This window comes from Priestia sp. BR_2 (assembly GCF_041954005.1).
Classification (GTDB): Bacteria; Bacillota; Bacilli; order Paenibacillales; family Paenibacillaceae; genus Paenibacillus_AQ; species Paenibacillus_AQ lautus_A.
On record NZ_JAVFHM010000192.1, the window covers coordinates 13,043 to 26,197 of the forward strand.

The following is a 13,155-nucleotide window of genomic DNA, read 5'->3' on the forward strand; positions in this document are numbered from 1 at the left end:
TTGCTGTTGCCCTCCATCGTAAATCCCCGCAGGTTCGATGAGGAGGTACTTTCGTGGTTCAGAAATGGAAACGCTGGAACACGGCAGCCCGCAAGTGGCTGTGGATTCTGGTTGTTCTTGGCGTTGCAGCGGCCCTGCCTGTAGGTTATGACCGACTGCAAACAGAATCAACATCAAAGAACGTTGAATTGGTGTTTGATTATCGGGATTTGTTGGATGTCGCGGTGTATCAATCCAAGCCGCAGGATTTTATATCCGAGCAGCTGGATCGCCTGAAAGAAGCTGGCGTGATCAGTATGGCGCTTTATGAAAGCACGCTGGACGAGCTGGCGAAATCGCGGCGGATATCGGTATATGACGGGCAGCAGGTCGCCGATCTGACAGGTACGACGGTCTCCCCGAACGAGAATTTTACGTATGTTGCATTCCTGAACGAGGAAAGCGCAGCTTTAATTAAACCCATCATTCAAGATACGTTCACGAGACTGGGGATTCCGGTAAGATCATGGCAGTTCGATCGCGCAGTGGACGGATTGGTGCTGGAAACTCCGCGTTCCAATGCGGTCATTAAACCGTTGTCTCCAGACCCGATTACGATCAGCATGCTGAGGGAGAAGGGCTTTAACATTGTGCCGCGTCTGTCGGACAGCCTTCCGTATGATCAGGCTTACATGGAGAAGCTGATGGCGTACTTCGCGGATAACGGCGTGAAACGCATTCTGTTCGAAGGGGATTCCGCCAGAGGTTTTAATGATCAAGCCGACATGAAAAGCCTGGATTCCTTTGGCCAGCTGTTGAACGAACATGGGATCGGTCTCGTGGCGATTGAGAATATCAAGCGTCCGCAAAAAGGCTTTACGAAACTTGCCTATTTAACGGATTACAACGTAACCCGTATTTATTCCTTAAGCGAGCGGGATGCTAATCTGGAGCCCGAGGTTATCGGGGACCGCTTTGCCCTGGCATCCAAAGACCGTAACATTCGGATGTTCTATTTGAATGCAGAGCCGAGCCGGGATATGACCAAGGCTACCGTTACGCATCCGCTCGACAATCTGATTGACAGTTTGACCGGATCGGGCCAAGCCATCAAGCAGATCGAGGACAATGGCTTCACCATGGGTCCTGCAGAGCCGTTTAAGGTAACCGACTCGTCCTTGCAGCGTTACTTCAAGCTTGGGGCGGTCGTGGGAGCCATCGCGCTGATTTCGCTCGTGATTTCCTATTACATTCCGTTCTTGACGATTGCAGCCTTCCTGATCGGGCTCGTGGGCAGCGCCGGATTGTATGTTCTAAAGCCGACATTGCTTGAACAGGCCTTGGCTTTATTTGCCGCGATCAGCGCTCCAACGGTTGCCGTCATATTGGCCATTCGCAAAGTCAATGAAACGCAGAAGAGCATTCCGGACATGAGTCCTGGCAGAAGAATGACCCATTCGATCGTATTGCTGGTCAAAACCTCGATTTTGTCGCTTGCGGCTGTACCGATCGTTGTTGCGTTATTGAACAATGTGACCTATATGCTCGTGCTGGATCAGTTCCGTGGCGTGAGCTTGCTGGCTGCAGCTCCGATTGGACTTATTGCGATCTACGTGGTTCTATATCGCGGAGGATCGACTTACAGCGCAATTCTGAAGCTGCTTAAAGCACCGATCTCGTTGACATGGGTCATCGCAGCAGGGATTGTGGCCATTGTTGGCTGGTACTATCTCACCCGTACAGGTAATGCAGGGTCCGTATCTTCGATCGAAATGACATTCCGTACATTCCTGGAAAATACGTTTGGCGTACGTCCGCGTAACAAGGAATTCTTGCTTGCTCATCCGATGATGGTACTCGGCGTGTTCCTGTCATTTAAGTATCGTCATGCCGTATACCTTCTCATTATCGGCGTGATGGGGCAGCTGTCGATGGTCGGAACATTCACGCATATTCACACGCCTCTTTATATTTCGGCGATTCGCGTCGTATTGGGCCTTGGACTCGGCCTGATCATCGGATTGATCGCGATATTGGTATGGCAAGTGGCAGAAAGGATCTGGAAACGATGGTCTCCACTTCTAAGACAATAGTCATTTCCGGATATTACGGATTTAAAAATAGCGGTGACGAAGCGGTACTGAAATCGATTCTGACCGCATTAGAGCAGGAAGGACAGGCAGCGGGGGTCGATATCAACCCCGTTGTGCTTTCCATCGATCCGGAATGGACTTCGGCTGCCTACGGGGTTAAATCCGTTCATCGGATGAAGCTCGGTGAGGTTCGACAGGCGATCAAGGACAGCGACGGCTTGATCAGCGGCGGAGGAAGCCTGCTGCAGGATGCTACCAGTCCGAAGACCATTCCTTATTATCTGGGCGTTCTCAAGATCGCGCAGTGGCTCGGTAAACCGACGTTTATTTATGCCCAAGGCGTTGGCCCGGTGAACCGTAAACTGTTTTATCCGATGATTCGCTCGATCTTCCGTAAATGCACGTATATCTCGGTGCGGGACATGCAGTCGGGCGAACTGCTTCAGTCCATGGGAATATCGGGGGAAGCCGTGCACGTCGTGCCGGACCCGGTAATGGGGTTGCCGCTGCCGGCCGGAGAGGGTGTCCATCGGGATTCCCACCCGGGATCAGCAGCGTTGAAAGAGGATGAAGCTGCACTAGTTTCTTCTATAGAAGAGCAGCACGAATCATCCGAAGAACCTGTAAAGGCATCCTCGTCATCAAGCGGAGACACGAAAGGCTCTCTGCCGGTCATAGGCATTTCGGTTCGGTATTGGCATCCGGAACGAAAAGAGTTGAAGGCTGTAGCGGAAGGTTTAAAGGCGTTGGCCGGACAACGACCGGTGCATCTTCGCTTTCTTCCTTTTCATCAGCCGGATGATATTGAGGCTTCGCAGTTTATAGCGGATGCCATGGGCGATATCTCCAAGAATGGCTCTGCCTTGAGTTTCTATCGCGATGAGAAGCAGCCGCAGGACATGCTGCGCGAGGTTAGCCGTTGTGATATGATATTGGGCATGCGCCTGCATAGCCTGATCTATGCCGCGAATCAGAGCGTGCCGCTGCTCGGAATTTCTTATGATCCGAAAATCAACCACTTCTTGAAGCGGCTTGGCAGCGAGCCTGTCGGAAGCAGTGAATCTCTTGACCCGAACGTATTAAAGGATCAGATGCTGAAGCTGTTGGACGATGCAGCGGCATGGAAGGCGGAGCATGGCGAGCAGATTGCCGTGCTGAAACGCGAGGCTGCCATGCCTGCACGCCATATTGCCCAATATTTACGCCATAGAGGATGATAAACATGAAACAGACCTATCCATTTCCTACCGTATCGGTATTCGAGATTCCTTTTTCCAAGCTAAGCATGAAAGATACGGTGAAATACCTGACAGAGGCTGTGCAGTCGGGGCAGCCCCATCATGTGATCACGGCGAATCCGATCATGGTGATGACGGCCGTCAACAATCCGGAGTATAAAGAGATGATGCAAAGCGCTGAAATCATCGTTCCGGACGGCACCGGAATCGTCTGGGCCGCCGGTGTGGGCGGCGATCCGTTGGAGGGACGCGTAACCGGCTTCGAGCTTTTACATGAATTGTTGAAGGTCGGGGAAACCTATAGATGGAAGTTCTTTCTGCTGGGAACTACCGCCGAAGTGATTCAGGAAGCTGCCGAAAGGTTACAAATGCAATATCCGGCTGCAATTATATGCGGCTGCCGGGACGGTTTTTTTGGGCCTGATGAAGATGCTGCCGTCATCGAACAGATACGGGCGGCTTCACCGGATATTTTGTTTGTGGCGCGCGGTGCGGATAACCAGGAGCCTTGGATTGCACAGCATAAACAGGCGCTCCAGGTTCCGGTCGTGATGGGCGTCGGGGGATCGTTCGATATTATCTCCGGCAAACTGAAGCGGGCACCGAAGGTGTTCCAAAAGCTGCGTCTCGAATGGTTTTATCGCCTTCTGAAGGAGCCCACCCGTTACAAAAGAATGCTTGCGCTGCCGAAATTCGTAGTGAAAGTGCTGCGCGAGAAAGAAAACGTAACGAAATCGAGCTAAATGGCTCATTTCTGTGGGTAAAATCCGGGAAATCACCGGAAATTGGCATTGGTTTTCGGACCCGAAGGGAGTATAATTCAACCGGTAGACTTTTATTGGGGGTCGAATGATTACATGTTAATGATATACATCATCGGGTTTATCGTATCGCTGGCGCTCGCTCTGCTCTTAACGCCGCTTGTAAAGAAGTTTGCGGTTAAGATTGGTGCCGTTGACGTTCCTAACGCCCGCAAGGTTCATACCCGGATCATGCCCCGACTCGGGGGACTCGGCATTTATCTGGCTTTTATTCTTGGACTGATTGCGGTTCTTCCTTTTTTGCCGGATAGCCTGTCGCCTCGTGATGCCAACTTCATGAAGGCATTTCTGATCGGCGGTTCCATGATCGTATTGATCGGAGCCTTGGATGATCGATTTGAACTTTCGGCCAAAGTGAAGTTTTTGGCTCAGATTGCAGCTGCTTGCGTGGTTGTATTCGGATTTAATATTACCGTGGACTTTGTAAATATACCGTTCCAGGACCGGTACTCCATGCTGGAGAGCTGGGTATCGATTCCGCTTACGATCTTCTGGATCGTCGGCGTAACGAACGCGATTAATTTGATTGACGGGCTCGACGGACTTGCAGCAGGCGTATCCGGCATTGCGATCGGCACGATCCTGGTCATGGCCGTCTTGATGGGCAACACAACCGTAGCCCTGCTCTGCCTGCTGCTCCTCGGCAGCATTATCGGTTTCCTGTTTTTCAACTTCCATCCGGCAAAGATTTTCATGGGAGATACGGGGTCATTATTCCTTGGATTCAGTTTGGCCATGCTGTCCCTGCTTGGATTTAAGCAGATTGCGATTGTATCCTTTATTACGCCGCTGATCATTATCGGCGTTCCGTTGTCGGATACGTTCTTCGCGATCATTCGCCGCAAAATCCAGAAGAAACCGATCTTTGCTCCGGACAAGGGCCATTTGCATCACTGCCTGCGCGAGCTTGGATTCAGCCATCGCCAGACCGTGTTGATCATTTACGTCATTGCCGCGTTCTTCGGCGTATTGGCCGTCATTCAATCGTCGGCTGCCATGTATGAAGCGAACTGGGTGACGTTTGTGGTTATCTGCGTCATGATGTGTTTCATGCAGATCGGTGCCGAAGTCATCGGACTGGTCGGCAAGACCAAACGGCCGATTCTCGGGCTGATTAACCGGATGCGGATGAAGGCAAATCCCGAAAGCCGCACCAAATAGAACTTATTCTTTTTCATTATGAGTCCGGTACGGACATGCCAGCCTCGCCCAAAAAGGGTGAGGCTTTTTTGTGTTTTTTTCTAAATAATTGAATGTCTGGGACCGATATATGAACTATGCGCAAGTACCAATCTGTCAGTGAAAGCGAGGGGACCCAGTGAACGACGCAACACCCAAAACGGACGCCAACGTCCGAATGATCAAGGAGGCACAACCGTTGAAGAAAAATTTCCGTACAATAGCAAGCCTGTTATTGGCCATTGCTATGTTCTTTTCCCTTATTCCGGCATTACCGGCTTCAGCTGCAAATGGAGCCTTGTTTTTTCACTTTTCCAATCTAAGTACGGATCCGAATTCTCCAACCCCGGAGAACCGGAGCTCGATATCGGTTACGGGTACCTACAACGGCATTAACCCGAACACCATCTCTTATGAAATCAAACGGTTCGATGACACAACCACGGGCGGCACCGGCGTCAAGCCGATTCTGGACGAAGCAGCGAATACGTTCGAGTTCCTGAATGTGCAGTTGAATCAGGGCGTGAACAAAATCATCGTGTCCGGCATGAGCACGCAAGGCCAGCAGATGAGTGCTACGGCCTATGTGAAGTTCTCCGATGTACCGGCTGTTTACGAAGTAGCGCTCAGTGATGGACGCGTTCTGGAAGAGAATGCTTCTAAGCCGGTTGTCGTTACTACGCAGACCGTCAGCATTTCCGTCAAAGCGACGAATGGATCCAAGGGTGTTACCGTCAATGGGCAGAGTATGTATGCCGGCGGCGGCGATACGTATTACTCCGCAGGGATCCTGCTGCAGAAGGGTGTCAACGATCTGGTGATCGTCGTGAACTCCGAATCGAAATCCCAGACCATCAATAGACAGGTCGTTTATCATCCGACAGGTTCCATAACTGTCAATCAACTGAAGATTGGCGGCACAAATATCGATGGGCAAGCGGTAGTAACCGGTACGGTGAACGGCGTCATCTCCGGTTATGTGATCGTGGATGCTCCTCCGGCTGGTACCCCGGCGGTTCCCCCGATTCTTGAAGTATCCGTATTTCAGGTAGGATCCACAAATCCGATCACCACCTCGCCGGCAACCGTAGGTGCGGCAAGCTTGCTGGGCAATACCTTGATGTATCCTTTTACAACGACTGGCACAACCAGCATCACTCAGAGCGGGGATTATTTTGTACTCACTAAGGATTCTACCACGGGCTTTGATGTGAAGAATTCTTTTACTTACCGCGATGTCAATGCGCCTACCATCAAGCAGGTCTACCAATTATACGGCGTAACGGAGAGCGGAGGAACGGTATCGGCTACCTCCCAATCCATTTTCCCGAGCAGTAACAACACCGTCCTGAATGAACTGCCGGTCTATCTAATGGTCGAGCAAGTGAACGCAGGCAATGTCGAGATTGAGTCCAGCAAGGGCGGCGGCACGATCGCCCAGAAGTTTACCTACGGCGGCCACACGGTTTTCAAAATCACGAACCTGCCGACAGGTCAGCAGAACCTGATCATCAAGGTCAGCAATGGTTCGGGCGTTTCCGATACCAAAGTCATCCCGGTGACGTTCTTGTCTTCTTCTTATATTGATATTTTCAATTTGTACAACAACCAGGTATTTAAGAACAGCTCGGAATTCAACCAAGTGACAGGACGCATTGTCAACTACACAGGGACTACAGGACTTACGATTTCCCTGAACGGAAACACTCGCGATCTGAACGTGAACGGCAACGGGGAATTCAGCTTTACGGATACGACGTTCCTGCAGCTGATTCCAGGTCCGAATACGTTGGTAGTCGCCGACAAGAGTGGGAAAATCTCGACGAAGCTAACCCTGCTTTATTTTAGCGATACCCGTTCGGTTATCAAAAACATGATCCCATTCCCGGTTGGTTCCGCAACGGAATCCGATCCGGACGGATTGTTCCGAGAAACGGCTGAGAACGCTTATAACACGTATGAAAAAGCTTTGGGTCTGCGATTTGAAGTGGAATACACGGATGAGATTACGGTGAACCTCAGTCATCCGACGCCAACCATCTTTGCAGTATTTACCAAAAACAACCAAGGAACCTGGACTCTTTCGGGCGGTGCCCTGAAGACGCAATTGGATCCCATTAATCCGGCGGATTACGACCGTTACTTTACCATTGGCAATGGCGCAAACTCCAGCTCGGCTCGCGTAGTGTTCAAAGAGCTCGCACTACCAGAGGTTGGTTTACAGGCAATCAGTATCGGTTCGCGTTATCAGTCGGTTACAACCACCGATACCATCGAAATCACGCGCGAACGTGCACCTTATCAAGTGCTGTCTCCGAAACTTCCGAACGAAGGCGTACTGAAACAGAACTTTGTAGAGGTAAGCATCAAGGCTGAAGGCGCGGACGCCATTCTGATTGGCAAAACGCCAATGGTGAAATCCGAAATCAGCGACATTTTCCGTCTTGAGGTCAAGAACCTGAAAAACGGCAAAAACACCATCAAGTTCACGATCGAACAAGGCACCAAAAAGACAAACGGCCAATTCGTCGTAACGTACACCGACGATGCAACGGAAGGCTCCCAGTATAAAACGAATATTTCGAAGTCCGGTAAAGTGTCCGTATTTAAAGGCGGCGTATCGCTGTCCTTGCCGAAAGGCACCGTGCTTCAGCAGGCGAAATCAAGCCCTACGGCTGAAGTGCCAACGATCAACCTGCTCGGCGAGCATGACATCCTGTTCGGCATTGCCAACCAGATCGATGGTCGTACGATTAAAGCCTATAACCGGATCGGCGAAATCGAGAACGGCGTGGAAATGGACGGACGCCTGTCCCTGATTCCAGGGGATAACAACAATGCGTTCCGTTTCACGCCGGCTGCACATTTCGGATATGCGTCTCCGCTTTACTGGCTGGATGCAGGTTCACTTAATGCCTACAGCAGCAACGTGGAAGACTTTAATGTAAAAGCGGCAACACATCCGTACGCAAAAGGGCACGAATTCCATCAACGCCTGATTCCGCAGAACTGGATGGAGCTCTCGCAAAAAGGTACGATTACCTTGAAATACGATTCCGCGCTGGTGAACTCGGCTTCCAGCAACCTGGGCATCTGGTGGTACAACCCGTCCCAAGGAACCTGGATCAACATCGGCGGAAAAGTAGACGCCAAGAAGAAAACCATTACCGCTCCATTCAAGGGCTTCGGTTACTACGCCGTTAAATCCTTGCGTTACAGCTATTCCGATGCGATCTCGCATAAGACCGCCCGCAACGATATCGAATTGATGCTGGCCAGAGGATACATGAAAGCGTCCAAGCAGGATGCGTTCGGCGTGTACGATCCGATGACTCGCGGCGAATTTGCTACGATTATCGTGAAGCTGCTGGATATTCCGTTGGATTACGATACCGACAAGAACAAGCTGACCTTTGATGACATTTATCAGGAAAGTGTCGTCAACAGCATGCAGTGGGATTACCGCTACATCGAGACGGCAGCCCGAAAAGGGATCATCCGCGGCATTGCGCCTCGAAGCTTTGCTCCGAATATGGAGCTGACCCGCGAAGAAGCGGCCAACATGATCGCACGCGCGCTGAACCTGAAGATGGGCGAAGTCGAAAAAGATAAAGCAGCGCTTCAGAAGCAATTCGAAGATGTGGGCAATATCAAGTCGAACTACTCCTATCCAGCCATTCTTGCCGTAAGCAAGGCCGGCATTCTGACCGGCGTGGCGAACAGCTTGAAGGAAGGCGAGAGAAAGCCGACTTACAACTTCAACCCGGATGCGGTGCTGAATCGTGCCGATACGGCAACCGTCGTAAAACGCATGATGAGCAAGCTGAAAATGCTGTAAGCATTATTCATAAGTTAGGATTTGCATGACAAAAGGAACGAGAGCCGATGCCCAATTTCTATTGGCAGTGCTCTCGTTTTTTCCTGCGCAGCTATTACTGAACAGGTTATATATGTCATAATTAACAAGATCTTATGGGCGTCATATGCCCCGCGGAAACCGTTTACCAATATCTATTGTTTTGTAATTTCATGTAGAATACGCTACAATAGCGGAAGCACATACTATTTTTAGAGGGTGAAGATGAATTTATGAAGCCGATATTATCAAAAGCGCAGCTCGACTACATGAAGGCGAAGACCAAGTTCGAGGAAAAAGCCAAAGTGATGGAGAAGAAGATTGAGCTGGCTCGTGCCACTCATGATGAGATAACTCAGGAAGTCATGGAGGGACTCGTTGTTGAGACAGGCTTTCATGATTCATTTAACGAAATGACAGCGGCTGAGAATGCGTTGATCCAATGGTCACATACTACAATTAAACATGATAAGACATATCGTACGAATAAAGCGGAGATCGATCAGATGTACAGCACGCTGCACAGCAATCCGGAGATGCGCGCGCGGATTATCCAGCTCGCTATGAAGATTCGCTAGCATTCTACAAAGGACGCCGATAAGGCGTCTTTTTTTGTTGTCGCAATATGTAAATGGAGGGCTGTTATACGAAGCGGGGAAACTTCGAAAAAATTTTTTAAAAAAACTTTGCAACTGCCGCAACTTTTTGGAAAATCAAACGTTTATAATGTAGAGCCAACGAAGTAACCAAGATTATCCGATGCAAGAAGATTGTCTATTAATTAGAAAAATGTTCTTTACGGTGTTGGGGACTCGTTGTATAATACCTAGGTAGGATTAGGAATCTATTCTAGTATGTAGTGTTCTCTCGTTAACAAGATTCTGTGATATCGTCACAGACATCATTTATGATTTATGCTCAACTCGGGAAAGGAGGTGCAGGACAAATGAGTGATAAGAGCTACCAAATTAAAGAAAATAATCAAGTGATGATTCAAGGAGGAGAAAAAAAGGTTATGAAGAAAATTTTATCCGTAGCACTGTCTACAGCAATGGCATTCTCCATGTTTGCTTCTGTTGCATTCGGTGACGACGCACTCAACACTCAACAGAAATTTGATGTACTGAAAGAAAAAGGGATCTTCACTGGTTATCCAGACGGAACTGCTGGCCTGGACAAAGAAATGACTCGCGCTGAGTTCGCTAAAGTCCTGGTTGGTATCATGGGTCTTGAGCCAATCGAAGGCAAAGCATCTTTCAAAGACAAAAACTACAAAGCTGACAAATGGCCAGCTCCTTACGTAGAAGCAGTTTACGCTGCAGGTCTGATGGAAGGTAAAAACACGACAAAAATGATCTTCGACTTCAACGGTAAAATCACCGTTCAAGAAATGGCGAAGGTTCTCGTTACTGCACAAAAACTCGAAATCCCTACAGAAACTAACAACAACGCTTCTGACTGGGCTAAAGGTTATGTGCAAGCAGCAATCAACGCTGGTCTGGTAGACGCTAAAGCGAACCCTAAAGCGAACGCTTCCCGTTCCCAACTGGTTGACGTTGCTTACTCCATCTACCTGGCTCAACAAAAACCAGCTGTAGCAACTTACAAAGTATCCGAGAACGGTAAAGTAGTTGAGTTCACGCTCGCTAACAGCGAAGTTGTGAAAGTAACTCTTGACACTGCTCTTGTTCCTAACAAAGATACTGAAGTGAAATTCACACATAACAACTATGACTACACTGAAACAGTTAAGTGGGTTGTTACTGAAGCAAGCAAAGTACAAGGCGTTGCTGCTGACAACCTGAAAGAAGTTGTAGTAACTTTCGACGGTGAAGTTGATAAAGCGACTGCAGAACTGAAAGATAACTACAAAATCAGCGGTAGCAACAATGTTAAAACAGCTAAGCTGAATGACGCTAAAAATGCTGTTACTTTGACTGTAGAAAATCAATTGAACAACCAACAAAAATACAACCTGACTGTATCTGGTGTTAAAGCTGGAACTAAAACAATCTCTGCTAAAGATATTGAGTTCGCTCCAGTTGACAACAAACTTCCAGAGGTGGTTAGTGTAACTGGTCTGGGTACTAAAGCAGTTAAAATCGTATTCAGCGAGCCGGTTAAACAAACTCTTACAGGTACGTTCCAACTTGATGGCAAAGGTTTCTACGGTGAGCCAAAAGTTGAAGGACGTGAGTGGGTAGTTAAATCTGCTGAAACTCTGTCTGTAGGTGAGCATACTCTGACTGTATCGGGTGTTGAAGATTTCGCAGGATTTAAGTCCTTGAAATCCGAGCACAAATTCTCTGTAGTTGAAGATACAACTGCTCCGACAATTCAAGAAGCTACTGCTACCCTTGAAAAGTTGACAGTAACATTCAGCGAAGACATTGATCCTGATACTCTGTCCACAAGCAATGTTTACCACCTGCGTGGAGCTTCGAAGATTAACCCTGAATCCTTCACAGCTGTTGCTGGTAACAAATACGAGTTCTATTTCAAGAAAGAAAATGCCTTGCCAACTTATGCCACTACAATTTTTGTAGAAGGAGTTAAAGATTACTCCGGCAACCAAATTTCCGAAACTTCCAAACAAGTAACTGCACAAATTGACACTGAGCGTCCAACAGTTGTTGATGCTCGTGTAGATGCTGCTGACAAAAAACGTTTGGTTGTTACATTCAACAAACCAATTAATCCTGATCAAAACTTTGAGTCTTTGGTTACTGTGAAGGATAAAGACGGTAAAGTACAACCAATCCGTACAGCAAATGTATCCGACAACAACAAATTGTTGGTGGATTTCTACTCTGCACTTCCTGAAGGAACTAGTACTGTTGAAATCAAAGGAATCAAAGATAACACAGTATTGGGTAACGTAATGCAAGACTACAGCACAACTGTAAGTGTTGGTGATACTACAAGACCTGAATTTGCAGGTGCTTCTTTCAATATCACTGATAGCGTTCGTCGTGCGGTTGTAGTGTTCAATGAAAAAATGGACGCTGAATCCTTACTGAACCGTGCTAACTATCAACTTACAATCAATGGTGAGCCTACTCCATTGCCGAACAATGCTCAGTTGACTGTAATTCAAGATTCCAAAGCAGTTGTTATTGAATTGCCTTCTGAAATCGGATCAACTGTAATTGATAATGCTAGCTGGTCGCATTTGACAGTAACAGGAGTGAAGGATGCTTCTGGCAACTACCTGACTCCATTGTCCTACCCAATTGAAATTAGACTGTTCAATACATTGGAAGTTAAATCTACTTACAATGATACGTATCAAGGTTCCTTGACTGGTAAAAAAGAAATCAAGGTTAAATTGAACCAAGCGGTTTCGGGTACAGTTAACAAGAACACTGTAAAAGTTAATGGTGCTGTTGTTAAGGATGTTGTAACTAACAACAATGATGTTATCACTATCACACTTAACGAGGATCATTATGATACAACTGGGCTTACAGTTGAATTCGCTGGAACTACCTTCAATGGAGTTTCTGGTAACAGATTGACTCTTGGTACAACTACTGATGCAGTAGTTGCTAACAATTTTGATGATGAAGTTAAGCCTGAAGTTGCTTCTGGTCAAAATGTATATGCAACTCAAGGAACTGCAACTAGCTCCACATACACAGCGAAAATCTATGTAACAGAAGATCTTAAAGATAACGCTGGTTTGGTTGAACTTTATCCTGCAGACCTGGAAGTTAAGCGTCTTTCTGACAGAAAGGTAGTTCCTGCATTCACTGGTGCTGGAACGCAACCTAACTTCACTTATACTGTAAGACCAGTGGCGGCTACTGCAACTGAAGCAGCTCACCTGTTAGTTACTATTGAAGACAATAGTGGTTCTAAAGAACTGTACACTATTGAAATCAAATCGGGTGCTAGATACATCCAAGACCAAGCAGGAAATGTTATTGCTGCTAAAGGTCCAATCAAAACTAACTAAGATTACTGGTTAGTGTATCCAAAAAGGTCAG

General features: G+C 47.9%; 7 protein-coding genes. All 7 read left to right on the forward strand.

Annotation, left to right across the window (positions count from 1 at the left end; all coding sequences use genetic code 11):
- The first annotated feature begins 53 nt into the window (after positions 1-53).
- The 7 genes from RB298_RS12880 (at position 54) to RB298_RS12910 (ending at position 13,124) form a co-directional block, all read left to right on the forward strand.
- The gene (locus tag RB298_RS12880) at positions 54-2,072 is read left to right on the forward strand and encodes a DUF5693 family protein (protein WP_486047263.1); all 2,019 of its coding nucleotides are present in this window, start codon (positions 54-56) and stop codon (positions 2,070-2,072) included.
- On the forward strand, positions 2,048-3,289 hold the full coding sequence (gene csaB, locus RB298_RS12885) for a polysaccharide pyruvyl transferase CsaB (protein ID WP_486047264.1): 1,242 nt from the start codon (positions 2,048-2,050) through the stop codon (positions 3,287-3,289). Before RB298_RS12880 ends, csaB begins: the two co-directional genes overlap by 25 nt.
- 5 nt (positions 3,290-3,294) lie before the next feature.
- Positions 3,295-4,053, forward strand: a complete 759-nt coding sequence (locus RB298_RS12890; protein ID WP_096775861.1) for a WecB/TagA/CpsF family glycosyltransferase — start codon at positions 3,295-3,297, stop codon at positions 4,051-4,053.
- A 114-nt stretch (positions 4,054-4,167) separates the two neighbouring features.
- Positions 4,168-5,292: a glycosyltransferase family 4 protein gene (locus tag RB298_RS12895; RefSeq protein WP_009594254.1), complete on the forward strand. Its 1,125-nt coding sequence runs from the start codon at positions 4,168-4,170 to the stop codon at positions 5,290-5,292.
- A gap of 217 nt (positions 5,293-5,509) precedes the next feature.
- Positions 5,510-9,148 carry an S-layer homology domain-containing protein gene (locus tag RB298_RS12900; RefSeq protein WP_486047265.1) on the forward strand — a complete coding sequence of 1,213 codons (3,639 nt, stop codon included), beginning with the start codon at positions 5,510-5,512 and terminating at the stop codon, positions 9,146-9,148.
- Positions 9,149-9,399: 251 nt separating this feature from the next.
- Positions 9,400-9,744, forward strand: a complete 345-nt coding sequence (locus RB298_RS12905; protein ID WP_009594240.1) for a hypothetical protein — start codon at positions 9,400-9,402, stop codon at positions 9,742-9,744.
- 368 nt (positions 9,745-10,112) lie between these two features.
- Positions 10,113-13,124 carry an Ig-like domain-containing protein gene (locus RB298_RS12910; protein ID WP_486047266.1) on the forward strand — a complete coding sequence of 1,004 codons (3,012 nt, stop codon included), beginning with the start codon at positions 10,113-10,115 and terminating at the stop codon, positions 13,122-13,124.
- Positions 13,125-13,155 lie beyond the last annotated feature (31 nt).